The 25476-nt window shown below is 44.6% G+C and carries 29 protein-coding genes; 5 read left to right on the top strand and 24 right to left on the bottom strand.

The annotated features are described in order from the left end of the window. Positions 1 to 3: 3 nt before the first annotated feature. Together GTQ38_RS01595 and GTQ38_RS01590 are read right to left on the bottom strand one after the other, a co-directional pair. The gene (locus tag GTQ38_RS01595) at positions 4 to 1638 is read right to left on the bottom strand and encodes an ATP-dependent DNA ligase (protein ID WP_161433473.1); all 1635 of its coding nucleotides are present in this window, start codon (positions 1636 to 1638) and stop codon (positions 4 to 6) included. A 22-nt stretch (positions 1639 to 1660) separates the two neighbouring features. After that, positions 1661 to 2689 carry a ligase-associated DNA damage response exonuclease gene (locus tag GTQ38_RS01590; protein WP_161433472.1) on the bottom strand — a complete coding sequence of 343 codons (1029 nt, stop codon included), beginning with the start codon at positions 2687 to 2689 and terminating at the stop codon, positions 1661 to 1663. Positions 2690 to 2791: 102 nt separating this feature from the next. On the opposite strand from GTQ38_RS01590, the gene GTQ38_RS01585 reads away from it, so the two are divergent. Beyond that, positions 2792 to 3223, top strand: a complete 432-nt coding sequence (locus GTQ38_RS01585; protein WP_161433471.1) for a TerB family tellurite resistance protein — start codon at positions 2792 to 2794, stop codon at positions 3221 to 3223. 48 nt (positions 3224 to 3271) lie between these two features. On the opposite strand, the gene fbp is transcribed toward GTQ38_RS01585, so the two are convergent. Beyond that, positions 3272 to 4270 carry a class 1 fructose-bisphosphatase gene (gene fbp / locus GTQ38_RS01580; RefSeq protein WP_161433470.1) on the bottom strand — a complete coding sequence of 333 codons (999 nt, stop codon included), beginning with the start codon at positions 4268 to 4270 and terminating at the stop codon, positions 3272 to 3274. Positions 4271 to 4384: 114 nt separating this feature from the next. On the opposite strand from fbp, the gene GTQ38_RS01575 reads away from it, so the two are divergent. The 3 genes from GTQ38_RS01575 to GTQ38_RS01565 all read left to right on the top strand — a co-directional run bounded on the left by GTQ38_RS01575 (position 4385) and on the right by GTQ38_RS01565 (position 8049). Then, on the top strand, positions 4385 to 4864 hold the full coding sequence (locus GTQ38_RS01575; RefSeq protein WP_161433469.1) for a GNAT family N-acetyltransferase: 480 nt from the start codon (positions 4385 to 4387) through the stop codon (positions 4862 to 4864). A gap of 38 nt (positions 4865 to 4902) precedes the next feature. Further along, positions 4903 to 6153, top strand: a complete 1251-nt coding sequence (locus tag GTQ38_RS01570; protein WP_161433468.1) for an aspartate kinase — start codon at positions 4903 to 4905, stop codon at positions 6151 to 6153. A gap of 84 nt (positions 6154 to 6237) precedes the next feature. Continuing rightward, positions 6238 to 8049: a GNAT family N-acyltransferase gene (locus GTQ38_RS01565; RefSeq protein ID WP_161433467.1), complete on the top strand. Its 1812-nt coding sequence runs from the start codon at positions 6238 to 6240 to the stop codon at positions 8047 to 8049. On the opposite strand, the gene GTQ38_RS01560 is transcribed toward GTQ38_RS01565, so the two are convergent. From GTQ38_RS01560 to serS, 21 genes are all read right to left on the bottom strand, one after another. Then, positions 8046 to 8465 carry an arsenate reductase ArsC gene (locus GTQ38_RS01560; protein ID WP_161433466.1) on the bottom strand — a complete coding sequence of 140 codons (420 nt, stop codon included), beginning with the start codon at positions 8463 to 8465 and terminating at the stop codon, positions 8046 to 8048. The two genes, GTQ38_RS01565 and GTQ38_RS01560, sit on opposite strands and share 4 nt — an antisense overlap. A gap of 4 nt (positions 8466 to 8469) precedes the next feature. Further along, positions 8470 to 8967, bottom strand: coding sequence for a GNAT family N-acetyltransferase (locus GTQ38_RS01555; protein ID WP_161433465.1), 498 nt, complete (start codon positions 8965 to 8967; stop codon positions 8470 to 8472). A gap of 2 nt (positions 8968 to 8969) precedes the next feature. Beyond that, on the bottom strand, positions 8970 to 9464 hold the full coding sequence (locus tag GTQ38_RS01550) for a DUF6428 family protein (protein ID WP_161433464.1): 495 nt from the start codon (positions 9462 to 9464) through the stop codon (positions 8970 to 8972). A 15-nt stretch (positions 9465 to 9479) separates the two neighbouring features. After that, positions 9480 to 9803, bottom strand: a complete 324-nt coding sequence (locus GTQ38_RS01545) for an ArsR/SmtB family transcription factor (protein WP_161433463.1) — start codon at positions 9801 to 9803, stop codon at positions 9480 to 9482. A gap of 78 nt (positions 9804 to 9881) precedes the next feature. Beyond that, positions 9882 to 10355, bottom strand: coding sequence for an NINE protein (locus GTQ38_RS01540; protein ID WP_161433462.1), 474 nt, complete (start codon positions 10353 to 10355; stop codon positions 9882 to 9884). 54 nt (positions 10356 to 10409) lie between these two features. After that, positions 10410 to 10796 carry a VOC family protein gene (locus GTQ38_RS01535; protein ID WP_161433461.1) on the bottom strand — a complete coding sequence of 129 codons (387 nt, stop codon included), beginning with the start codon at positions 10794 to 10796 and terminating at the stop codon, positions 10410 to 10412. An 11-nt stretch (positions 10797 to 10807) separates the two neighbouring features. Further along, complete coding sequence (locus GTQ38_RS01530) at positions 10808 to 11269, bottom strand: DUF1801 domain-containing protein (RefSeq protein WP_161433460.1); 462 nt, start codon at positions 11267 to 11269, stop codon at positions 10808 to 10810. Between the two features lie 17 nt (positions 11270 to 11286). Then, positions 11287 to 11796 carry a DUF4199 domain-containing protein gene (locus tag GTQ38_RS01525; protein ID WP_161433459.1) on the bottom strand — a complete coding sequence of 170 codons (510 nt, stop codon included), beginning with the start codon at positions 11794 to 11796 and terminating at the stop codon, positions 11287 to 11289. Positions 11797 to 11896: 100 nt separating this feature from the next. Continuing rightward, on the bottom strand, positions 11897 to 12316 hold the full coding sequence (locus GTQ38_RS21145) for a response regulator transcription factor (RefSeq protein WP_317169022.1): 420 nt from the start codon (positions 12314 to 12316) through the stop codon (positions 11897 to 11899). Between the two features lie 9 nt (positions 12317 to 12325). After that, positions 12326 to 13273: a 2-hydroxyacid dehydrogenase gene (locus GTQ38_RS01515; protein WP_161433458.1), complete on the bottom strand. Its 948-nt coding sequence runs from the start codon at positions 13271 to 13273 to the stop codon at positions 12326 to 12328. Continuing rightward, on the bottom strand, positions 13261 to 14004 hold the full coding sequence (locus GTQ38_RS01510; RefSeq protein WP_161433457.1) for a carboxylesterase family protein: 744 nt from the start codon (positions 14002 to 14004) through the stop codon (positions 13261 to 13263). The genes GTQ38_RS01515 and GTQ38_RS01510 overlap by 13 nt, the downstream gene beginning before the upstream one ends. Continuing rightward, positions 14001 to 14366, bottom strand: a complete 366-nt coding sequence (locus GTQ38_RS01505; protein ID WP_161433456.1) for a cupin domain-containing protein — start codon at positions 14364 to 14366, stop codon at positions 14001 to 14003. Before GTQ38_RS01505 ends, GTQ38_RS01510 begins: the two co-directional genes overlap by 4 nt. Positions 14367 to 14482: 116 nt before the next feature. Then, entirely contained in the window at positions 14483 to 14977 is a 495-nt protein-coding gene (locus GTQ38_RS01500) for a YybH family protein (RefSeq protein WP_161433455.1), read from the bottom strand. 96 nt (positions 14978 to 15073) lie between these two features. After that, positions 15074 to 15655, bottom strand: coding sequence for a Crp/Fnr family transcriptional regulator (locus GTQ38_RS01495; protein ID WP_161433454.1), 582 nt, complete (start codon positions 15653 to 15655; stop codon positions 15074 to 15076). Positions 15656 to 15685: 30 nt separating this feature from the next. Next, a complete protein-coding gene (locus GTQ38_RS01490; protein WP_161433453.1) occupies positions 15686 to 16660 on the bottom strand; it encodes a TolB-like translocation protein in 975 nt (324 codons plus the stop codon). A gap of 51 nt (positions 16661 to 16711) precedes the next feature. Further along, entirely contained in the window at positions 16712 to 17632 is a 921-nt protein-coding gene (locus GTQ38_RS01485; RefSeq protein ID WP_161433452.1) for a carbon-nitrogen hydrolase family protein, read from the bottom strand. A 76-nt stretch (positions 17633 to 17708) separates the two neighbouring features. Further along, the gene (mgtE, locus tag GTQ38_RS01480; RefSeq protein ID WP_161433451.1) at positions 17709 to 19061 is read right to left on the bottom strand and encodes a magnesium transporter; all 1353 of its coding nucleotides are present in this window, start codon (positions 19059 to 19061) and stop codon (positions 17709 to 17711) included. After that, on the bottom strand, positions 19048 to 19917 hold the full coding sequence (gene rsmA, locus GTQ38_RS01475; RefSeq protein ID WP_161433450.1) for a 16S rRNA (adenine(1518)-N(6)/adenine(1519)-N(6))-dimethyltransferase RsmA: 870 nt from the start codon (positions 19915 to 19917) through the stop codon (positions 19048 to 19050). The genes mgtE and rsmA overlap by 14 nt, the downstream gene beginning before the upstream one ends. A gap of 10 nt (positions 19918 to 19927) precedes the next feature. Further along, positions 19928 to 20569, bottom strand: a complete 642-nt coding sequence (locus tag GTQ38_RS21140; protein WP_161433449.1) for a DUF4286 family protein — start codon at positions 20567 to 20569, stop codon at positions 19928 to 19930. Between the two features lie 87 nt (positions 20570 to 20656). Next, positions 20657 to 22441: a tetratricopeptide repeat protein gene (locus tag GTQ38_RS01465; protein WP_161433448.1), complete on the bottom strand. Its 1785-nt coding sequence runs from the start codon at positions 22439 to 22441 to the stop codon at positions 20657 to 20659. Between the two features lie 110 nt (positions 22442 to 22551). After that, on the bottom strand, positions 22552 to 23823 hold the full coding sequence (gene serS, locus GTQ38_RS01460; protein WP_161433447.1) for a serine--tRNA ligase: 1272 nt from the start codon (positions 23821 to 23823) through the stop codon (positions 22552 to 22554). Between the two features lie 475 nt (positions 23824 to 24298). Here serS and GTQ38_RS01455 point away from each other — a divergent pair, with 475 nt between their 5' ends. Beyond that, positions 24299 to 25309 carry an Abi family protein gene (locus tag GTQ38_RS01455; protein ID WP_161433446.1) on the top strand — a complete coding sequence of 337 codons (1011 nt, stop codon included), beginning with the start codon at positions 24299 to 24301 and terminating at the stop codon, positions 25307 to 25309. The last annotated feature ends 167 nt before the right edge of the window (positions 25310 to 25476 follow it).

Raw genomic sequence — 25476 nt, 5'->3', positions numbered from 1 at the left:
GCTTTAGGGAATCAATTTTTTAATGTCTTCCAGGCTGTCCGCCTCTTCCATTTTTTTGTCTTTTCTCCACCGAAGTATTCTGGGGAAGCGCGTAGCCACTCCGCTTTTATGTCTTTTGGAAAAGGCGATCCCTTCAAAGGCGATTTCGAATACGTGGTGAGGGGTAACACTGCGGACAGGTCCAAAGCGCTCTAGAGTATTCTTCTTGATCCAGGCATCTACTTCCCTGAATTCGGCATCCGTCAGTCCGGAATAGGCCTTTGCAAAGGTAACCAGTTCTCGCTCTCCCGCTTCATTTTCATCCCAGAGTGCAAAGGTGTAATCCGTGAACAGGTTGCTTCGCCTGCCATGACCTCTCATGGCATAAGTCAGCACGGCGTCTACAGTAAGCGGATCTACTTTCCACTTCCACCAGTCTCCCTTTTTGCGTCCCACCAAATAGGGCGAATCCCTCCTTTTAAGCATAAGACCTTCGCTTTTTACTTCACGTGAGCGCTCCCTTTCGCGAGCGGCTTCTTCCCAGGAGTCAAAATCTATGGTTTCCGAAAGTTGCAGTACCCGGTGAGAACCTGAAAAGAAGGCATTTGCACGCTGCTCAGGCTCAGTTAATTTAAGGTAGAGTTCTTCCAGTATCTCTCGCCTTTCGCTGAATGCCAGCTCCCGGATGTCTTTGCCCTGCCATTCAAGCAGATCATAGGCCTTTAGGATCACCGGGACTTTTTGCAGCAAGGCTTTGGAGACGGTCTTTCGTCCTATCCGGGTTTGCAGATCGTTAAAGCTGCCTATTTCGTTGTTCGGATATGGCAGTATCTCCCCATCTAAAACAGTCCCATCGGGAATGATCTGGGGAAAAATTTGAAACTCCGGATATTTATCGGTGACCAGCTCTTCTCCACGGCTCCAAACAAAAAGTTCTTTATTCCTGATGATAACCTGGGCACGTATACCATCCCATTTGTGTTCCGCGAACCAGCTTTCCGGCGGACCCAGTTTTTCAACCTCGTCCTCTACGGCATACGCCAGGTAAAAAGGGTAAGGTTTGGAGCGCATGTCGTTTTCATTTTGTTCCAGTACCAATTGCTGAAAAGAAATCGTGTCCGGGTTCCAGTTTCCCATGAGTTTGTAGGCGAGAATGTCCTCATCTATCCCGGTAGCCTTTGAAAGTGACCTGGTCATTAGCTTTTGGCTCACTCCAATACGAAATCCACCCGTGATCAACTTGGTAAAAACAAATCGCTCATAGTAATTCAGCGTTTCCCAGTTTTCCAGCAGGTAGGATTTTTTGTCTTCCTCCTCCGCTGTTTTTAAAGCGATCATTTCCCTGAGGAATTGAGTAAGGCTTTTATCCGTGCTTTTTTTAGAGGAAGGGATCACCAGGGCAATAGTTTCCGCCAGGTCCCCTACAATGTGGTAACTCTCTTCAAAAAGCCAAAGTGGTATAGCGGCTAATTCAGAAGCCCAGTTTCTTAACAAAGTGGTATTAACGGGCCTGGGGGGCCTTCTATGAGATAAGATCGCTATGGTCCATACCTTATCATCATCCGTTGCAGTACGGAAATAATGTGCCAATGCAGCCACTTTCTCATTGGTTTTATTGGTGCTATCCAGGGTTTTGATAAGTAGGGCAAAATCTTTCATACCTTATAATCTTAGCGCTTTCTCAGCCCTCCTTTTCTTCTGTTTGAGTTCCGCTGTCAATTTCGGCCAGTTCTCCTTCGTACTGTGTATCTTCCGTGGAGGCATCGTATCCCCTTTCCCTGAGGTACCTGGAGAATATGTCGGTATAGCCGTGAGTACAAATTACCCTTTCGGCCCCGGTGGCCTCTATACTCTCCAATAAACCTTGCCAATCGCAGTGATCGCTAAGTACGAAACCCTTATCAATGGCCCTTCGCCTTCTGGCGCCTCTAAAGGTCATCCAGCCGCTTGCCGAGGCGGTGACAAAAGGCACCATTTTTCGGATCCAGCTACTCCCATGGGCGCTGGGAGGGGCCAATACCATGTTCCCGAGCAGTTCTTCCTTTTTGGTTTCGGGAGTGATCTGTATGGTCTCCGGTAAGTCGGCCAGCGGACGTATAACCTGGGTCATGTTCTCCACGGCTCCATGGGTGTAAATTTTCCCGATATTGGTATCGAGATGTTTCAGTAAACGCTGAGCTTTGCCCAGAGTATAACCGAAAAGTACCGAGGTCTTTTTCTCCGCCTTGTTGGCCGCCCACCATTGATTTATTTCATCAAAGACCTCTGTCTGCGGACTCCATTTAAACGCCGGAAGCCCAAAGGTACACTCTGTGATAAAGGTGTGGCATTGAACGGACTCATAGGGAGTGGCCAGGCCGTCGTTTTCCGTTTTATAATCTCCGGTAAAGACCCACACTTCGCCCTGATGTTCCACGCGAATTTGAGAGGAACCAACGATATGGCCGGCGGGATGAAGACTGAATTTTACATTGTTGATCCGAAAGGTCTCTCCCCATTCCCTGCCACTTATATCAATGTCTCCGAGACGGTGTTTTACAATGGGGATATTGCGGTGGTGGGTGATGTATTTTTGATGTCCCCAACGACTGTGATCTGAGTGGCCATGAGAAATGATCGCTTTTTTAACGGGGCGCCATGGATCCAGGTATACGTCAGCGATTTCACAGTAGATCCCTTTGTCCGTGAACTTCAGAAGCGGTTTTTGCATAGCCGGATGAAGATACGAATTTAGGCCCAAAATAAAGTTGGGGTTGGATTGAAATAAAGACCTCTAAAAAAATTATATTTGCGGAATTAAATTTTGAGATGCATGTCTATATTAGATCTATTTGATAGCGGATTCAGAAAACGCAACCAGGATCATTTCGCGGCTATTGTAAGGGTAGCGATGAGCGATGGAGTGATCACCGATGAAGAAAGAGCCTTTTTACACCGATTGGCAGCCAATCTTCATATCTCCGAAGCGGATTACAAAAAGATATTGAAGAATTACAAATCTCATCAGATCAACCCGCCAACCAGTTATGACAAGAGGTTGGAACGCCTCTACGATCTGGCCAGAATGGTTTATGCAGATGACGAACTCGGGGAAAACCAGACCGGCCTTTTGGAAAGGTTGGGAGTTGGACTCGGATTTTCTACCGTTAATGTACATTATGTAGTAGATAAGGCACTAAGATTGGTTAGGGCAGGGGTAGACCGAGATAATTTTATCGACGAGATCAAAAAAATGAATCGCTAAAGGATTCCGGAAGAATTAGAGAGGGGCATACAGCCCCTTTTTTCTTGTCTATTTCATAAACTCCTCCGCTTTTTCCACCATCTTCCTGCTGCCACAGAAAAAGGGTACTCTTTCGTGAAGTTCCGTGGGTTGGATATCTAAGATCCTCTGATGCCCGTCACTGGCCTTTCCGTTGGCCTGTTCTGCCAAAAATGCCATCGGATTGCATTCGTACAGCAAACGCAATTTTCCGTTAGATGCCATACTGCTCTTAGGATACATATAGATCCCACCCTTGATCATATTCCGATGGAAATCTGATACCAGGGACCCTATATATCTCGAGGTATAGGGACGGTCCCCTTCTTCTTTCTGGCAGTATTTAATATAGTCTTTGACACCCTGAGGGAAGTGGATGTAATTTCCCTCGTTTACGGAATAGATCTTCCCTGTTTCAGGAAATTGCATGTCCGGGTGCGATAGGTAGAAGGTCCCGATAGCCGGGTTCAGGGTAAAGCCATTCACACCATGGCCTGTAGTGTAAACCAGCATGGTTGAAGTACCGTAAATAATGTATCCCGCGGCTACCTGGTTCTTGCCCGGTTGAAGGAAATCCTCAAGGGTAACCGGTGTACCCACAGGAGTAATTCTTCGGTAGATGGAAAAGATAGTTCCTACGGAAACATTGACATCTATATTGGAAGAACCATCCAGAGGGTCTATCAATACCACATATTTGTTCTGATGCCTTTCGTCACTACTGTTTATACTGATAAAACTATCTTCTTCTTCCGAGGCGATACCGCATACAATTTCCCTGTTCTTCAGGGTTTGAATGAATTTTTCATTGGCCAGCACATCCAGTTTTTGCTGGTCTTCTCCCTGGATATTAGTATCCCCTGCAGCTCCCAGAATGTCTATAAGTCCCGCCTTATTCACTTCGTGATTAACTACTTTTGCAGCGAGACGAAGCGCGTTGATCAGTTTGGATAATTCCCCTGAGGAATATTGGAATGATGCCTGGTTTTCAATGATGAATTCGCCAAGGGTACTGTTTTTTTTGTCCATGAATGGGAAGAGGATTTATTTAGGCACAAATATCGTTTATTTTGTGATACTACATCGATTTCGTTGAAGCTTAGTTTTTTAAATTTATAACTTTGTGTTTTATTTGTAACAGTTATGAACTACAACATTCGCGATGCCCGAGAGGCTGATATGTCACAGGTCCTGGACCTGATCAAAGAACTGGCCGCCTTTGAAAAAGACCCTGACGCGGTTGAGGTACAGATCGAGGATCTGGTGCAGGATGGCTTTGGGAAAAATAGTCGATTCCATTGTTTCGTCGCTGAGATCGATGAGGAGATCGTTGGTATGGCCTTAATATATCCGCGTTATTCCACCTGGAAAGGTATAGCCTTACATTTGGAAGATCTCATCGTATCCGAAAAGATGCGTGGCAGCGGATTGGGGACAGCACTTTTGAATGAAGTAGTGAAATACGGAAAAGAATTAGGCGTTAAACGAATATGTTGGGAAGTCCTGGATTGGAATGAGCCTGCTATCCGTTTCTACGAAAGCAAGGGCGCAAGGGTGATGCGCGATTGGGACGTAGTTCAATTGGATGAAAATGGGATACAAAACTACCTGGCAAATTTGTAAACAGGCCGTATTATCATAAGAGAAGGAAACAGTTATTTATGAGGATATTTAAATTTGGAGGTGCTTCTGTAAAGGATGCCGATGGGGTTAAAAACCTGGTAAGCGTATTACAGAAGACCGGCTATCAGGATACTTTTTTAGTGGTTTCGGCCATGGGAAAGACGACCAATGCCATGGAGCGGGTCGTTGATGCCTACTTTGAGGACAAGAGCTCGGTAGCCAATGCGCTCAGGGAGGTAATGAACACTCATAGTGCCATCTTAACAGGACTCTTTGAAGATGAAGACCATCCGGTTTTTCGTGAAATTCAGTCCCTCTTTGATGAGGTTCGCGGCTTTTTAGCCTGGAATAAATCCCCCAAATACAGTTTTGTTTACGATCAGGTTGTTGGCTATGGGGAATTGGTTTCCACTACCATTGTCAGTAACTACCTGAACCTTGTGGGCATTCAAAACAGCTGGCTGGACGTACGCGATCTGATCAAAACAGATAACAATTACCGGGATGTAAAAGTAAACTGGGAAAGTACCCAGGAAAGGATCTCCAATAGCGTAAAAATGGGAAAACTCTATATCACTCAGGGTTTTTTGGGGAGTGACGACAACAATTTTACAACCACACTGGGGCGCGAAGGCTCTGACTATACAGCCGCTATCCTGGCTTACTGCCTTGACGCGCAATCGGTGACTATCTGGAAGGACGTTCCCGGGGTATTGAATGCGGATCCTCGATACTTTGAAGAAACCCGATTGCTCAACAAGATATCCTATCGCGAGGCCATAGAACTGGCCTTCTACGGGGCATCGGTAATTCACCCTAAAACGCTGCAACCTCTTCAGCGTAAAGAGATCCCCTTGCATGTTAAGTCCTTTTTGAATCCGGCAGACCCGGGGACTACTGTAGGAAAAGGGATAGGGATAGATCCGGAGATCCCCTGCTTTATAGTTAAGAAGAACCAGGTCCTGATGAAGTTGTCTTCATTGGATTTTTCATTTATCGTTGAAGATAATATCAGTGATCTTTTTAAGCTTCTTCACGATCATAAGATGAAGGTGGATCTCATTCAAAATTCAGCTATTAGCTTTTCCGTCTGTGTGGATAACAAATTCGGGAAACTGGAAGCGCTTCTGGAACAGCTCCAGGGAAAATTCAAGGTAGTACACCACGAAGAGGTATCACTTTATACCATAAGGCATTTTGATACGGCTGCCATTGAATCCTTGCAAAACGGAAGGGAAGTGCTGCTGGAGCAACGCGGTAAAGAAACTGTACAATTGGTAGTGAAGTAAGCAAATTCTTCCTTTTTATTTCAGCAAAAGAGGGTCTCCACATCCTATTTTCCTATATTTACCGTTCCAATATTTTTGATTAGAATGGGTTTAGTGACCGCAAAAGAGGTTGCTCAGGCGATACACCTGCAGAAGTACGGTTTTCTGGGAACTTTTATGGGATGGCTGTTGATGAAGATCACCAAGATTGCCACGATCAACCGTTTTTATAACAAACATAAGCACCTGGAAGGCCTGGACTTTTTAGATGCTATCCTGGATTACTACGAAATTGACTTCGAGATACCTGAAGAAGATTTTAAAAGGCTACCCAAAGAAGGTGCTTATATAACTATTAGCAATCATCCATTGGGGGGTATAGACGGTGTTCTGCTGTTAAAGCTTTTGCTTCAAAAAAGGGAGGATTTCAAGATCATCGCCAATTTTCTACTCCACAGGGTAGAACCCCTGGCCCCCTACATCATGCCGGTAAACCCTTTTGAGAACCACAAGGATGCCAAAAGTAGCATTGCAGGCTTCAAAAATGCTATTGCGCATCTCCGCGAAGGCCATCCGCTTGGGATCTTTCCCGCGGGAGAGGTCTCCACCTATAAAGATGGTAAACTCATCGTGGACAAACCCTGGGAAGAAGCGGCTCTAAAGCTGATCCGTAAAGCGGAGGTGCCGATTGTACCAATTTATTTCCATGCGAGGAACAGCAAGCTTTTCTATCGCCTATCCAAAATAAACGACATATTCCGGACGGCTAAATTGCCTTCCGAGCTGACCACCCAACGCAACAGGGCTATCAAGGTGCGGATCGGGCAACCAATTTCTGTAAGCACTCAAAAGGAGCACCACCATTTGGATGAATTCGCTGAGCTGCTCCGCAAAAAGACTTATATCCTGGCGAATGCCTATGAGAAAGATCGACTTATAGATCAGATCCCATCAACCTTAAAGATCCCAAAACCGCCCAGGAAGATTGCCTCCGCCATACGGAAGGAAGTTATTGAGGGTGAAATTGAAAAGTTAAGGGAGAAGGACTGCAGGCTGCTACAAAGTAAGAACTACGAGGTTTTCCTGGCACAGAAGGAGGACATGCCCTTTATTTTAAAAGAAATTGGAAGGCAAAGGGAAGTGACTTTCCGGGCCATAGGGGAGGGTACCAATAACCCTATAGACCTCGATCGTTTTGATTCCTATTATCACCATCTTTTCCTATGGGATAACCATGAAAAGACAATTGTCGGGGCCTACCGCATGGGAATGGGTGCGGAAATATTCAAGAATTTCGGAATTGATGGATTTTACCTGCAGGACCTGTTCGGTTTTGAACCCGAATTGTATGGTATGATGCAGCAATCCATTGAAATGGGCAGAGCTTATATTGTAGAAGAGTACCAGCAAAAGCCCATGCCCTTGTTTTTGCTTTGGAAGGGAATTGTTCATACCACCCTGCGATATCCGGAACACAAATACCTCATTGGTGGGGTAAGTATCAGCAATCAATTCTCCAATTTCTCCAAGTCCCTTATGATAGAGTTTATGAAGTCTAATTACTGGGACCCCTACGTGGCTCAGTATGTAAGGCCCAAAAAAGAGTTCAAGGTAAAGCTGAAGGATGCGGATAAGGAATTCGTATTCGACGCTACTGCCGCGGACCTAAATAAATTCGACCGCCTGATCGAAGAAGTGGAACCGGGTAGCCTGCGTCTGCCGGTACTGATCAAAAAGTACATCAAGCAGAACGCCAAAGTTGTGGCCTTTAATGTAGATCCGCTCTTTAACAATGCCGTAGACGGGCTGATGTACATCAAGATATCCGACCTGCCCGAAAGCACCGTAAAACCCGTTATGGAAGAGTTTCAGGCAGAGCTGGAACGCAAGTTTATGGAGACAAACGGAGCTTCCTAGGCTAATTCTGAGGCGACAAATTCCATAAAGAACTGCCGTATCTCATTCCGCGCTTTTAAAAAAGCCTTGTGCTTTTCGTCTTCCGTTCCGATTACCTTGGAAGGATCAAAGAAATTCCGGTGTATCCTTTGTGCGTTTTTGGCCGGGATAAACGGGCAGTTCTCATTGGCGTGATCACAGACCGTGATAATATAGTCCCATTCCACACCCTGGTACTCATCCACATGATTTGAGCTGTGCCCGGAAATATCTATACCGTCTTCTTTCATTATGGCTACGGCCCCGGGGTTGAGTCCATGGGTTTCAATACCTGCACTGTAAATGTTGGCATCCCCATTGGTAAGCTGATTTAGGTAGCCATGGGCCATCTGGCTTCTGCAGGAATTCCCTGTGCACAATACCAAAATGTTTTTCATAATTTTATGTTGTTCCTATAGTATTACTTCGTCTTTCAAAGAGGACATTGTCTTTCCAGACCCCATCCAGGTTCCCTATCCTTTCTCGCTTGCCGATCTTCCTAAAGCCTACCTTCTCATGTAATTTGATACTGCCTAAATTCTCAGGAAAGATACCGGACTGCAGGGTCCAAAGCCCTTCGGCTTCGCTTTGGACGATCAGTTCTTTCATTAGCGATTCCCCAACACCTTTGCCACGGGCCTGCTCTCCCACATAGACGCTTACTTCACCTACCCCGCCATACACGCAGCGACTGGAAACCGGTGAAAGTGCAGCCCAGCCCAGGAGTTCTTCCCCTTCCTGGGCCACCAGACGGCAGCTGCTAAGATGGTTTTGATCCCAATCCGCATAGGAGGGTACTTGCTTTTCAAAGGTGGCGAAACCGGTGGCAATGCCCTCCGCATAAATGCGGGCCACGCCCTCCCAGTCTTCAGCTACCATTTTTCGGATACGTATAGACATGATCAGCAACAACCACTTTCAGGATTACATCCAGCTTCAACTGCCTGTCCAACCAGTTTGGACTCCGGTACGCCGCAGGCATCCTTCGCCTTGCAGTCCGTTTTTTGAACAGAAAGCCTAACCAGGAATTGGTCAGCCGATAGTTCCACATCCTGCACGTATAACTGGGCGGTATGAAAACCGTCGTTGCTGTATTCAAATTTTAATTCGGCCTCGGCCTCCATGGGTTTCATTCGGCCAACCCTGTTCAAAATGCTAAGGGCCTTATAAGTGGTCATATATTCTGTTTTGCCGATCTCCTTGGGGCTTTCCCAAAGCTGGACAACGGTCTCCTTCCAGGTATCTGTCCTGGCACCACAGTCCACAGCATCTATATGAATATTCTTGACTTCAGTGATATGATAATTGGCACCAACAAGGGCTCCGTTACGGTAATCGAACAATAAACTCTTGTTCTGATGCGCTCTCAATAGGGAAAGGAATTCTCCTGTTTTCATAATTATAATATTTGATTAACAACAAATGAAAGAAGTTTTATCGAAGAAGGTGTTAAGTTGTTGTTGTACTTCTTTCCACTTCTCCAGGTTAATGCAATAACAAACTTTTTTGCCTTCAATCTCGCCACTGATCAGGTCAATACTCTTGAGCTCTTTCAGATGTTGTGAAATTGTGGGCTGGGCCAGTCCTATCTCGTCTACAATATCATTGCAGATACAGGCTTTTTGCGAAGCAATGTACTCCAGGATGGCGATCCTTGCCGGGTTGGCGAGTACCCTGAAGGTAGCGGCCAATCCGTTTTGACGATCCGTGAATATTTGTGATTTGGTAACCCCCATTTCATATTTATATATTGCAATATTACGATAATAAAACTAAAAACAAAAGCCAGATCGCAATAATCTGACTTTTTTATTCTAGAACCAGGGCTTTTTGCCAGCCTGGTAGGTGTTGTAGAATTCTTCGTCCGACTTGGTCAGGTAAATAATCCCCTCGATCAGACCAATGATTGGTGGAATCCATGCCAGGAAGGCACCAATAATAAAACAGGCTAATACGTATGAGATCAAGGAGAAGCCAAGTAAAATAAAACCTTCCTTGGTGTATCCAAGGATAAATTTATGGACACCAGCCCATCCGAGTACTATGGCAAGGATCCCGGCCAGTATTTTCTTATTGTCACTACCTCCGGTGGCGTTTTTCAGACCTTCTGAAAATTCATTTGCGGTTTTCTTTGCCTCTTCTGCAAAATCGCTGGCGGCCTCTTTGGCGTCTTCAGCAAAATCACTGGCCTTTTCTTTGGCCTCTTCGGCAAATTCACCGGCTTTTTCTTTTGCATTTTCAAATGCATCTTCAGCCTTATCCCCGAGATCTTTGTTATCGTCTGACATGCTTGCTTATTTTGTTGGTTACTATTGGTACTAAATGTAGCAAATTTTCTGATATCAGAGAAATGCTTTGTCCACAGGTTCCCACAACTCCAGCTTGTTCCCCTCAGGATCCAGGATCCAACCGAACTTTCCGTAGTCGTATTCCTCAATTTCACCAACTATAGTAACACCTTCCTCCTTTAGCACTTCCAAAAGCTCTACCAGATTTTCCACCCTGAAATTCATCATAAAAGACGACTCGCTGGGAGCGAAGTACTCAGTATCCTCTTTAAAGGGGCTCCATTGGGTTACGCAGTCGTTCCCCTCTTTGTCCTTCCACCAAAAAGACCAACCATACTGATCGGTATTTAGCCCCAGGTGCCTGTTATACCATTGTTTAATGCCGTCCGGGTCCTTGGTTTTAAAAAAGAATCCCCCAATACCTGTTACTCTGTTTTTCATGACTGTTCGTTTTATTGATTTGTTTTTGTTGATTTCTCGTAAAATTCTATCCATTGCTGAACGCTGATCTTGGAACACAGTTCTCCGATGAGCTTGTAGGGAATGGTCTCGATCTTTTTGAACCGAATACAGCTTTTACCCATATCCAGTTTGGTCTTTACGTATTTCGGATATTCCTTAGTGAACCAATCCAGTAGTTTTTTATCGGAATAGACTCCCATATGGTATAAGGCCACAAAGTTCTTTTGGGATGCAATATTGATGAAAGGCAGAGGCAGCTTAGGGTCGCAATGGTACCCATCCGGATAAATGGAATGCGGAACTACATAACCTATCATCCCGTAATTCATGGTCTCTTCAAAACCTTCGGGGATGTTTTCCAAGATGGTATTTCGGAGTTGGCTCATCGCCTCCCGACGGTCCTCCGGCAGTTCTGACAGGTATGCTTCTGGGCTGGATGCTGATGATCTCATGGTTGATGATTATTGGATTAGGACTTTTTCTGTAGGATCAAGGCCGAAATGAGCGACATGATAAATCCGATTACAAAAACCGTCATGAACATGAGGATGAAACTCATCATCGGATTCGCAAATAGGGCTTTTTCAGATTCCATTGTCTCAAGTTTCACCTGGAATTCCTCAGGGGGTAATGTGCTTCGGAGCTCTTCAATATTCCTTTGGTAATATTCATTCAGAAAATCGGGGTTGATGAATTGGTTGTAAATGATATCGAGTATCCCGAATGCCAAAGCCGCACATAGCGTGATCAGAATTCCGATACCAAGGGCCTTACCAAGGCTGATCAGCCCTTCGCTTTCTTTATCCCGGTAGTGTTTTATTCCAAAATAGACAAAGGAGAGCGAAACGATTATAGAGGCATAACCCAGGATTTCCTGTGTGGTGTAATCCTGATCGCCGATCAGATACCAGCTTAAAAGGAATAGCACACAAATGGTCACTGCGCTGTAGATCCCAAAACGGAGAATGGTTTTTTTCATAATGTTGGTCTTTATTGTTTGACTCAAAATTACATAAGGCACTGCTCAGCGTACTCATACTAAAGTACCAAACTACTCGTACTTTAGTGCCAAACACCCCTTATTCAGGGAGTATTCTGTACTTTTTGGCTATTTGAATGGCCTGGGTCCGCCTTTTAGCATCCAGCTTGATCAGCAGATTGGAGACATGGGTTTTGATCGTACTTTCCGAAACGAACAGTTTTGATGCGATCTCGCGGTTGGATAGCCCGTTTGAGATTTCCTGTAATACTTCGTACTCCCTGCTACTCAAACCCAGCTGTTTGATCTTCTCATGGTCAATTCCAAGGCTTTCGGGATCTTTTTTGCCCTGGTTTCTCCTCTTATTGATGTAGAGCCCGATCAAAAGGAAGACCACTGCAATGACGGCGATGATCATTTCTATGGAGCTGTCCCCGGAGATATAGGAGTATTTGCTGAGTTGAAAAAGACTCAGCAAAGCCGCAATAAGCGCAGCGAAAATTAGGACGGTCCGCTTCACATCCTAAATTTAACAAAATTCAGCTTTGATCTTATCTACAATGGTCTGGGCCAATTTTTCCTTACTTTCCACGGTCCAACCCGCTACATGCGGACTTAAAATGACGTTCTCGGCCTTCATCAGATAGTGGAAGGCTTCGGGTAACTGCTCTTCGGAAAACATATCTTCAAAGGAGGTTTTTTCGTATTCCAAAACATCCAATCCGGCCCCTAAGATCTTACCGGATTCCAGGGCGCTAACCAGGTCCCTGGTATTCACGCATTTTCCTCTTGCCGTATTTAGAAACCAGAAAGGCTTTTGAAAGCCATTGATGAATTCTTCATTGATCATTCCGGTGGTCTCGGGTGTTTGAGGAACGTGTAGACTTAAGACATCCGTTCGCTGTTGCAACTCCATGATGCCTACCTGCCGCGCATTGGAGTCTCCCACACCTCCTATAATGTCGTAGCAAATGACCTCAGTGTCAAAACCAGCCAATTTTTTGGCGAAGGCTTTTCCGGTGTTACCGTATCCGACAATACCCACCGTTTTCCCTTCGAGTTCCAGCCCTCGATTTCCTTCTCTGTCCCAAATGCCCTGTTGTATTTCCCTGTGGGCTTTGTTTAGTTTGTTGAAAAGGGATAGAAGCATACCCAGCGCGTGTTCTCCTACCGCATTTCTGTTACCTTCTGGGGCCGCGGCCAAAAATATTTCCCGTTCCCTGGCGTACCGAGTATCAATGTTCTCCAGCCCTGCTCCAACCCTGGCGATAAATTTCAATTTGGAAGCTTTCTCCAGAAAAGGTCTATCCAAAGTGAAGCGGCTGCGGATCACGATTCCGTCGTATTTGTGGATCTTCTTCTCAATTTTTTCCCTGGAAGAGTTATAGTCTTCGTAGTTTTTGAAACGAAGGGCTTTTAGTTGTTCTAAAAGCAAAGGATGGTTGGTGTCCAGATGTAATACCTTTAGTTTTCCCATATTTTTCTAAGCCATTGCCCGGCCTTTTTAAGTTCTTCTGTATAAGCGCATCCCTCAAAATGGGAAAGCGCATTGTTGACCACAAGTGTGATCTCACTTCCTTCTTTTTTGGCAAGGTCTACCCATTGCTGTGTACGGGACAGCGGAAAAAGCTCGTCCTTTCCTCCGTGCACGACATAAAGAGGGATGCTAATTTTACCTTCAGCCTTGTACGCACTGGCCATGGGGATGGCTGCCGAAAACAATCCAGGAAGGTGTTCAGCAAAATACCAACTGCCATTACCGCCGTTACTATATCCGCTTACCGCTACCCTCTCCGGATCTACCTTCCAGTGCTTTACGGCCTGGGCTACTATGGTCCTTATTTTTGTTATGTTATTCTCGCTGGACCACAATTGGCCTTCTCCTTCAGGAGCGACTACAATGGCCTCCATGGACTTGAATCCCGGGAAAGCGAGACAGTCTGCAAATCCGCTGTAGGTTCCGTAACCTCCTGCCCAATGCAGGGCAATGATCAAGGTGTTCTTCTCTGCTTGTCTTATGTTTTGTGGAAAACTGACCCTCATTTTCCATTTTTTCCCGGAACTGCTCAGAAAAGTAACATCCGAAATCCCCGGGCTCATTTCTATTTTGGAAAAGGATTTGGCGGCAGGGTCCAACTCCTGTTGGGGATATGCAAAGTCAGGACTCAGTAAGACCAGGAACAACAAGGCAATGGGGAAGTATTTCATATTTTAGGATAGGTGGTCTGGGTCATTTCGTGCTGTACGTTCCCGGTATGCGCGGTGTTTTGTTTTTCAAAAAGCAAGAGATGGACAACTTCATTATCCCGGGTAGAAGGGCAATGTTCAACTCCCTTGGGAACTACGATGATCTCGCCTTCATTCACCTCTACCACCTTGTCGCGGAACTTCATGATCAGGGTTCCCTTGAGTACCTGAAAAAGTTCATCTTCCTCATCATGGGCATGCCATACGAACTCTCCCTGGATCTTCGCCAATATGACCTGCATATCGTCTACGGTCGCTATTTGATGTGGATGCCATTTCTTTGTAAAAAGACCGTGTTTCTCCTTGAGGTTTATGGCTTTCATAAGTGGGATCTGTTTCGTTTGTGGATCAGTAAAAAAGATGATTCTGCAAGGATTAAATGTAATAAAAAAGCATAAACCATATGGTTTATGCTTTGCTAAATATATTCGGGGGGATCTTAAAGTGTACTATTTGTTTTATTGAACATATAACGCGCTATTTTCCACTTTCCGTTTTCTATTTCAAAAACAAAAAGTTCCCGGTTTTCCTCCGGTACGGTTTCCCCGCTGGCATGTATTAATGTGGTTCCTTTAGATCCGGTGACTGCATAAGCAATATCCTGATCTATAACAATTTCATCAATAAAGAACTTAATATTCAGCTGTATGTTTGAGAATACAAATTCATAAGCAGCTTGAATATTTTCTGATCCCCTTGCAGATGGAGCATTAGAGGGCATAAAGACTCCATCTTGGGTATATAGTGCTACTGCGGCTGTCGCGTTTGAAGTATTTAAGACCTCTTCGTACTTGGCCAGAATTGTTTCGATTTCCTGTTTTGCTTGTTTTTCCATCTCTTCGTTGTTTAAGGTTTTTGTATTTTTTTGTGACTTGTCGGTACATGCACCATGTAGTATTAGTGCTATCAGTGTAATTTTGATCCAGGTTTTCATCGCTTTGTTTTTTATACGACAAAGTTGAGGCAATGGAAAAAAAGTTGCCTATAAGGCAGTTTAAGAAAGCGTCTTAATATAGTTTAAGAAATTGGCCTAGCGGGATGCCAGGGAACGCCTTATTTTGCTTAGGAATTCTGGTGTAACCCCTATGTATGAAGCAATTTGCACGTTTGAGATGCGATTGAACAGTTCCGGGTTCTTCTCCTTAAAGTAGAGATATCGTTCTTCGGCCGTACAGCTGATATTCTGCAGCACCCTTTTTTGAAGATCAACGAAGGCGTTTTCAATGATCACTCTAAAGTTCCGGTCGAATTTTGGGTGGTTTACGTAAAGGTAGATCAGTTGATCTTTAGATATTTGAAGTATAATTGAACGTTCTAAGGCCTCAATATAAAGTTCACTGGGGAGTTCACTATGAAAACTGCCGATATCCGTGATCCACTGGTTTTCGATTGCGAATTGCAGGTTGTGCTCCTGGCCCTTGTCATCTACCTTGTACATTTTCAGGCAACCTTGTACCACAAAACTGTAGTGCCTGCATATATCACCTTGTTGTAATACAAAGTGCCTTCGTTTTATGCGTTTTTCTATAAGTCTCTCGGCAAGAGCAGCACTGTCTGCCTTGCCTAATGGCAGATATTGTTTGAATGAATTAATAATTGCGTCCGTATTCATAAACAGAACTGAAGTACTATTAAAATAGTCTTATTGGTCAATTTCCATATCTAATTGCCCGGTGTTTAAGCGATAGATATTCCCCATTCCGTTTAGAATTTCATCCGCAAGATCCTGCAATTCTTCCACCGAACGAAGCCGCCCTTCAAATTTTCCGGCCCTGTCACTGGTGAAATAGAAATTCCCGTTGCTTTGGTCCAGGAACGGACAGTAGTCCAATTTGTCTGAATTGACCAGTTCGCCCATATTTTTGGCTGGAGCCCAGCCCCCATCCGCGGTTTTTTTACTAAAGTAAAGATCTCCCCCGCCATTCCCATCCTTTCTTCCAAAGGCGCTGAAGATCAGCAGTTCTTCATCGGGGTCCACATAGGCGTTGAATTCAAATACAGCTGTATTTACGGTGCTGTCTAAGGGTACCGGTTTTTGATAGCCCTGGTCGCCATAAGTGCTAAGAAAAATGTCCTCCCTTCCAATCCCGTCTTTCCGTGTTGCGGTAAAGTATAAGTTTCCGCTTTTTCCCAATGCAGGATAGAATTCATCTCCACTGGTGTTGATCAGGGTATCCAGGGGGACAGGATCGCCCCAACCTTCAGGACCGCGTTCTACGGACCAGATATTGTAATCCTTTCGTGTAGTATCCGCATCCATCGGCCGGTTAGACGCGAAGAACAGTTGCTTCCCGTCTACCGAAAAGAAGGGTTCTATATCGTTGTATTTGCCGGAAAATGGCAGTATTTGTTTAGATCCCCATCCCTGATCCTCTTTTTTGATACTTACCAGACAGCGTTGACTTTGTTTGTAATTCCCAAGAGTAAAAACGATCTCTTTTCTGTTAGGGGATATTGCAAAATCCCTTTCGTACAGGGATGTGGAGACTATTTCTTCTCCAAAGATCTCCAGTTGGCCAGGGGTTTCATCCAGGCTGAATTTAGGAGTTTCACCCGGCTGCTGGCATCCAAAGGCCAACAGTAGTATAAACAGTAAGGGGTTTTTAAGTTGATCCATAGGGTTTGAGTTGTATCTGAATTGTAAAAAGAAAGGGTTGTTGGTTAGGTTTCATTCTTTCCGCATTTCGGGTTGTCCGTGCACTTTAAGTTCAAAAATATCATCTCTGGAGTAATGTCCGATCACATCAAAGTCCAGCTTGCTGCCGGAGACTTCATCAAGATCCAGATCGGCGACCAGGACCCCTGCTTCATCATATAGAGGACCAGTAATTACCTTACCCAGGGGTGATACAATTATACTCCCACCTCTGCAGAGGTTTTCCGGTTCCCCCTCCAGCAACTGACGGAATCTTTCCGGGTACATGGATTTGGTGAAATACTGATTACATCCCAGAACAAAACAGCGCCCCTCCAGGGCAATGTGCCGCATAGTGGCGGTCCATTCTTCCCGTGAATCAGCCGTTGGGGCGATATAGATCTCAACACCTTTGCTATACATAGCCATTCGTGCCAGAGGCATATAATTCTCCCAGCAAATCAAACCACCCAATTTGCCAATTTGGGTCTGAAAACTTGTCAATGATTCTCCTGCCGCCTCTTTCCAGATAATCCTTTCCGTTCCGGTTGGTTTAATCTTCCGATGAACACCAAGCAATCCGCTGCGGGGTGAAATGTAAAGCATGGAGCAGTACAGACTACCGCTTTTGGCCTCCTTTTCAGTTATTCCCACCACCAGATAGATGGAGTTTTCTTTGGAGATCCCTTCCAACCGCTTGAGGTCCGACCCCTCCAGTTCAATGCTGTTATTATAGTATTCCGTATAGAGCTTTCTACCTTCTTTGGTACGACTTCCTACCCTAGCCCCAAAGGTGAATCCCCTGGGGTATCCCGGAATAAAGGATTCAGGAAAAACCAACAATTCACAACCTTGAGCGGCATATGATGTACACAGCTTTTCCAGCTTTTCCAAGGTCTTTGCCTTATCAAAAAAAACAGGGCTTTCCTGAACCACGCCTACTTTGACATTCATGCGGATAGAGTTTTCAATCGCAAAAGTATTTTTCTCCGGTTTAAGGTAAGCCAAATTTTAGAGATAAGGAGTTCCCTCAGATCCCGAGGATTATTTTGGCGATCCAGAAGTAGATCAGGATACCAAATATGTCATTGCTGGTGGTAATGAAGGGACCAGTGGCAATAGCAGGGTCTATACCCCTTTGGTTTAGGAATAGCGGAGTGAAGGTGCCTATGATACCTGCCACAATAATGACTGCTACCAGGGAGGCGGAAATGGCCAGAGCCGTGTAAAAATCACCTTTCCAGAACCAGGTAAACAATAACAAAATGGCCGCGAGTATAAGTCCGTTTAACAGGGCAAGTAACATTTCTTTGAACAATCGGTTACTAACACTTCCTTTCAGATCGTCATTTGCCAGACCCTGAACGATGATCGCGCTGGATTGAACACCTACGTTACCCGCCATCGCCGCGATTAAGGGGGTAAAGAAAAAGAGGATCGCATGCTTACTTATCATTTCTTCAAAGCCACCCATGATGGCCGCGGCTCCTACTCCGCCTAACAGCCCCAGAAAGAGCCATGGCAGTCTCGCCCTAGTAAGTTCCCAAATGCTGTCATCTGCCTCCACTACCTGGGAGATACCGGCGGCCAGCTGGTAATCCTTATCCGCTTCCTCTTTGATCACATCCACAATATCGTCGATGGTGATACGGCCAACAAGTCGACCCATTTCATCCACCACCGGGATGGCTTCCAGGTCGTATTTAGACATGATCTTTGCGACTTCCTCCGGATCTTCGTTCACATTGACAGAATCTACCTTAGGGATATAAACGTCTCTGATCTGGGCGGTAGTTGAGGTGGTGAGAAGGTCCTTCAAGGACAATCTTCCCTTAAGAACATCCTCATCGTCTACGACATAAATGGAATGAACCCTGGTCACATTCTCTGCCTGTGCCCGCATTTCTTTTACACAGGTCAGCACGTTCCAGTTCTCGTTTACCTTAACAAGCTCCTTGGCCATGAGACCCCCTGCGGAATTCTCGTCATATCTCAGTAGATCTACGATGTCCTGGGCGTGTTCCCGGTCTTCTATTTCCGAAATAACCTCTTGAATGATCTCTTCGGGAAGCTCTGCAACAATGTCTGCGGCGTCATCCGTATCCAGTTCCTCCAGCTCTTCGGCAATTTCCTTGGAAGAAAGGTTGTTGAGGATGGCTTCACGAACATCTTCATCCAATTCCGTCAGTACATCGGAGGTCTTGTCACTGTCGAGTAATTTAATCAGGTAAGTAGCTTCATCCTCATTGAGCTCGTTGATGATCTCCGCGATATCTGCATAGTGCACGTCTCCCAAAAGGTACTCCAATTCCGGACCTTTTTGGGTTTCAATGAGCTGCTCTATTTCAGCCAGAAGTTCGTCTGTTAGCTTAAAGGGTGTCATTTGCTATCTTATCGGTCAGAGCGATAAAATCAGCCACGGCCAATTGCTCCGGACGCCGGTCAAAGATAGCATCTTCTTTTAGATTATCGGAAAGGTCAAAGACTTTTAGGCTGTTCCGCAAGGTCTTCCTACGAAGGTTAAAGGCTGTTTTTACAACCCGGAAGAAAAGGGCTTCATCGCACTCAAGTTCAAAAACTTCTTTGCGAATCAGTCTAAGGACACCAGAGGCTACTTTTGGCGGGGGTACAAAAACTTCCGGACCTACTGTGAAAAGATACTCTGCCTCGTAGAAAGCCTGGACGAGTACCGAGAGTATCCCATAGGTTTTGCTGCCCTCTTTTTCGCAGATCCGTTCAGCAACCTCTTTCTGGAACATTCCGGCAAATTCCGGGATGCGCTGCCTGTGCTCCAGCATTTTGAAAACGATCTGGGAAGAAATATTGTATGGAAAATTGCCTACTATGGCAAAGCAATCACCAGGGAACAAGCTGTCCAGGTCATAGGTCAGGAAATCAGCTTCAATAATATCAAAGCTCTTTCCGCCATCAAATAACTCAGCTGCGTCCAGGGGGAATTGACGCTCTAGATAGGCCACAGAATCACGGTCGAGCTCCATCACGGAAAGCTTAAGATCCCTTTGGAGTAAAAACCGTGTCAATACCCCGGTCCCAGGTCCGATCTCCAGGACATTCTTACAAGCTTTTAAGGGCAGTGCATCCGCGATACGGGCGGCTATCTCATCATCTTTCAAGAAGTGCTGTCCCAGGAATTTTTTGGGTCTTACCGGTCCTTTTGGCTTATTAGACCCCGCCTTTGGCGATCTGTAATGTCTTTTGTTCTTCTTCTTTTTGGACACCTTTGCTATTTTAACCCATAGATCGGCCGTAATAGACCCAGGCCCTAAGGCCGGATTCAAGAACCACCTTTTTTCTGTGATAGGCTGAGCCTTCGTAAGTATCTGCTTTTAGGAGTTCCATACCGCTGATCGCATAAACTTTTCCCTGGACAGAGTCCGAAGCATTATCCGAACGCGTAACGGAAGGGTAAAGACCCGCAATGAGTTCCGTAGCTATTTTATGCCCGGGAAGCACCGCGTCTTTGCCCTGAAGAGACCTGGAAAACACTGCTATCTGAGTAGGGCTGTCCTGCAGGGTGCCATAGGTGAATAAGAACTCAGTAGCACTGTTAGAAGCCTGTTTTTGTTCACTTATAACTTCCAACTCTGTTCTAAAGGCAACAAATTTATTGGCAAACAACTTCTGGCCATCTTCCCGAAGCCTGGGTGCGTCTTCTTTGTAATAGGCCTCCAGGGTCTCACGGTCTTTGGAAAGATATTGAATGGAATAGGTAGTGCCTCCGGTTTCCTCCTCTACCAGGACTCTGGTCATCCGGGCTTCCATAAACTTGCCGGTTGCGAGAACCTCAGGAATATGAACTTCCTTCATCCAGTCTAACCAGCTATCGTGAACCGTGTCGTCTATATTTATGGTTACGTTATAAATTAACATGGTTTTCTGGTTTGAAGATTAAGCGTAAGTTTAAGTCTAAGAGTGGGAACTTAAAGATACGATTCCTGAATTTGAGACTTCGCAGTATTAATTTATAACATCTCCCCGCAATATCCTAAAGCGTTTCCTTGCCTGAGGAAAAAAGTAACTATCCTGGTAGTTGTAAATGATCTTTTCGTAGTGTTCCTTGGCTTTTTCGGTATCCTCAAGGTAATTCTCGTAAAGTTCGGCCAGGGCGAAGTGGGCGTCGTCCGCCAGGATATCATTCCCGTAAAATTCCACGATCTTTTGATAATTGAATTTGGCACTGTCAAACTTTCTAAGGGATTCCAGAAGTTTCCCCTGTCTTAGCAGTGCTTCATCTTCGACTTTTTCACCTTTATGGTTTTGAAGGATGTCATCCAGAATTTGTATGGCCTCTTCCGTTTTGTTCTGGTATGCCAGCAAGTCTGCCCGGGCGTACTTTTTCAGGGCGGTCTGGGTAGAATCTTCCAGGGAATTATCTGAGATCAACAAACTTAGCTGCATGGCATCGTTAGCGATAAGCTGAGAAGTTGAGCTTCGCAAAACCTTTAGCTGGGTCAGCGCCCACTCAAAATCGCCTTTATAAAAACTGGTCTGCGCTACTTTAAATCTCGCATTCTGACCCATGACATCATTTTTTAAGCTTTTCTGCACCTGTGAAAAATGGATGAGAGCCTGGTTGAATTTCTGATCGAAAACCAGGATATCACCCAAAGCCATTTTAATGCTGGCTCGCTCAAACCGGTTTAAAGGGAGTTCCAGGGTTTTTTTAAGCACGCCTATGGCGGTTTCTGCCTTGTCTTTCTCAAAGGTCAGGAAGTTGGCGTAAGCGATTTGCAGCTGTATGGTCTCGCTCTGATAACCATAGGCCTCCAACAACTGCTCAAAGGTTTTGGTTACTTCAGAAAGGGCTTTTGAATCGTTTTCCAAAAGCCGTAATTGAATCAGTTCCAGCCTGGCATTCAGTCTTATAACCGGATCACTGGCATTGTCCTCAATGTATTCAAAAATCGTATGGGCCTCTTCCAGGGCCTTATCCTCAAGGGCAAGATGCCCAAGACTTTCAAGTCTTTGGAGGGAGGAGGCTTCTGCCCGGCGGTAAATGGCTTTTTCCTGGTTAAAGGCGCTGTTGTATTGCTTTTGTTGCACAAAGAGCCAACTCAACAGCTCATTCCATAATACATCAGGATTTTTTTGTGCCTTTTGCAGCAGGATCTTTTTTAGTTTGACATTGTTTTCATTAGCAGGGTCGGAAGTAATGAAATAATCAATATTTCGCAATACATTGGACTTGGAAGACTTTCCGTTACTGATCAGCTCCAGATAGGAGGAGTACATTCTTTCAATATCACCCTGCTCTCCGTAGATCCGGGCCATCTGGAAATTGTAATCCAGTTGTGGATTCAAGGCCATGGCCCTGGAGTAGGCTTTAAGAGCATCGTCCAGAAGGGTTAGCCTCTGGAATTTAAAGCCAATCCCATAACCATAATTCGGGTTTTCTTCTATGGCCTGCAAGGCCTTGTCGTAGTATTCCCTTGCTTTTATATGGAGTTCCTGAAGTGTATAATTATATCCCAATTCAATGTATATGGTGGGATAGGGGTTGCCATTGCCAATCTTGTTCAAGAGGAATTCTTCGGCTTCCTTGTATTTTTCCAGTTGCTGGTAGCAGGCAATAAGGCCTTCGGCATAATCCGTTCTCCTGGGATGCTTTTTAACCAATTTCTCGTAAAAAACCAGGGCTTTTGAAAAATCGCCGTCGTTGAAGTATTGCTTGGCCAGAAAATCGTCCTGGGCGGAAAGCCCAAAACACATCAAAAACATCAGTAAAAACAGCCTAATTCTCATTCGCGTCATTAAACAAATATAGCACAGTTAAGCAGAAGTATTTGTTAAGGAGATTACAAGGTTTTAACATCCCCTAAGGTAATAACGGATTAATACTGTCTATATTGGGATCAATCTATGATGGAAAAGCCTGTATACGGTACCAGAACTTCGGGGATTCGGATCCCTTCTTCCGTCTGATAGTTCTCCAATATTCCGGCAAGCACCCGCGGCAAGGCCAGCGCACTACCGTTCAGGGTATGTGCCAATTGCGTTTTCTTTTGACCATCTTTGAATCTGACTTTTAATCGGTTAGACTGGTATGCTTCAAAATTGGATACCGAACTGATCTCCAGCCAGCGGTCCTGGGCGGTAGAGAATACTTCAAAATCAAAGGTAAGTGCGGAAGTAAAGCCAAGGTCTCCTCCACATAGTCTCAGGATGCGATACGGCAATTTAAGCTCTCTGAGAATGCCCTTTACGTGTTCCACCATACTGTCCAGTGCTTCATATGAATGGTCCGGATGTTCCACTCTAACAATTTCCACCTTATCAAATTGGTGCAGGCGGTTCAGTCCTCGGACATGAGCCCCATAGCTTCCGGCTTCCCTCCGAAAACAAGGTGTATAAGCAGTGTAGCGTATCGGGAACTCATCGGGATCCACAATGGTATCGCGAAACAAATTGGTTACAGGTACTTCCGCCGTTGGGATGAGATACAGGTTGTCTGAACCCACATGGTACATTTGCCCCTCTTTGTCCGGCAGTTGCCCTGTTCCATAACCTGAGGCTTCGTTTACCAGGTGAGGCACCTGTATTTCGGAGTATCCGGCCTGGGTATTCTTATCTAAAAAATAGGCGATCAACGCGCGCTGCAGCCGGGCGCCTTTTCCTTTATAGACCGGGAAACCGGCACCACTGATCTTGACACCCAACTCAAAATCTATGATATCGTACTTTTTGGCCAGCTCCCAGTGAGGCAGGGCATCTCCTGAAAGTTCGGGGATATCTCCTTCCCTGAACACTTCCTCGTTATCTTCATCGCTATTGCCTGCCGGTACCGAAGGGTGTGGAACATTTGGGATCTGGTATAAGATCTCATTAAGTTTCAGACTGACCTCATTAAGTTTTTCGGAAAGCGCTTTAGACGATTCTTTTAACTCGGCTGTTTTTTCTTTCAGGGTATTGGCTTCCTGAGCCTTCCCGCTTTTAAAAAGCATCCCGATCTCTTTTGAAAGCTTGTTCGAAGTGGCCAGGGTATTGTCCAGCTCAGCCTGGACAGATCTTCGTTCTTCATCCAACTGGAGTGCGGAATTCAATATGGGACCCGCATCCAGGTTTCGCTTTTTCAGTGCTTCGGCTATGTCGTCCTTGCGTTCCCGTATGGCCTGTAGCTGTAACATGAGATTTTGGTTTAAGCGGCAAATTTAGGGCTATTTGACCAATGAATCAACGACAATTTGCACATTTCCTTACTCCAATATCAGCGGGGAATTGAGGTATGTCAGAGCCGGCATATCAGGGTTTGTTAGGAAGCTTCTTTTTGCTGGAAAAGTTTGAAGGAAGTATCCAGTTGTGATGTTTAAGATGATGCCAGGGGACGTTGGCCAGGTCGGTTTAAAGCTGAGCATCTAAGGTATACGCCAACGGTAAAGTAAGAGTTTTTTGAAGTATAATGTATTGATAAACAAATAGTTGGAAGTATACGCCTGTTTATAAGGATGCTCTATGGGTTTATATTTTTTAATAGATATTGAGTATGAAATAACGAATATTCCATAAGTTATATTTATTATTTTTGTTTTATCAACACCTCCCGGACCTCTCAACGATGTGCACTTTTGGGGGGTTTTTTGTTTTATTTACTTAACCAGACTAATGCCAGAAACCAAGAAGGAAATTTACACAAAGTCTCCTAAGACTTTTACAGAACAAGTCGATCTTCTTGAAAGCAGAGGTCTAAATATTGAAAATAAGCATAAAGCAGAAAAAATACTTACATATATCAGTTATAACCGACTGAGTAACTACTGGTATCCTTTGCTAAAAGAACCAAAAGAAGAAGAACAGTTTAAAGAAGGTTCTACTTTCGAAACTATTTTTAAATTGTATCAGTTTGATAGTGATCTAAGAACGTTGACGTTTCAGGCTATTGAGCAAATTGAAATAGCAATTAGAACTCAAACAATATATCATCTTTCCCATGATTATAAGACTGGATTTTGGTATGAATCAAGCGACTCATTTAAAGACTATCCCAACTATGTACAGTTTCTAACTAAAATCACCAAAAACGTCCAAGAAACTAAACAAGAATATATTCTAAAGTACCATCGTAATTATGTTCAATATATGCCCCCATCGTGGAAGGCGTTCGAACTCTTGACTTTTACCAACCTCCTTTCAGTATTAAAAAACGTAAAGAATTATAAACAAATAATCCCTATTGCACAGAGTATCGGATTACACCATAGCATTCTAATTTCTTGGTTAGAGTGTTTAGTTTACATTAGAAATATCTGCGCACATCACGGTAGACTATGGAATATTATTTTAACTATCAGCCCAGAATGGATTAAGTCCCCAAAAAGACCGTGGGTAGATCGGTGGGAAAACAATATTTCAACAAGGGCAGACTCCAAAGATAAAGTGTTAAAGATATATGCAGGCTTTTGCATAATTGTTTACTGTCTCGGATTTGTGAATCCATATAACAAATATGCTTCAAGCTTAATAGAGCTATTTAATAAATATCCTCAGGTAGACCTTAATCATATGGGATTTCCTGAGAATTGGAAAGAGCAACCTCTATGGACAAAATATGGCCAAAGTAAATCACAAAAGAAGCTTGAAGCTGCGGCAAAAAAGGCTATGAAAGATTCTCAGTAAATGGTTTTAGCCTATGTTCGCTATGTGTCAGAAAAGAAACCGCAAAAGAAGAACGGTAATTGGCCAATGTTGGTAGAGTTAGAAAAGTACCTTGATGCTCGTTGAAAAGGGTATAGTATTTCGCTATTCTTTTCTCCTAAATGAGTGGCGAGCTAATCAGAACTCCT

Origin of the sequence: Poritiphilus flavus (assembly GCF_009901585.1) — a bacterium.
GTDB classification, from domain to species: Bacteria; Bacteroidota; Bacteroidia; order Flavobacteriales; family Flavobacteriaceae; genus Poritiphilus; species Poritiphilus flavus.
This window is presented reverse-complemented; position numbering and strand designations above follow the sequence as displayed.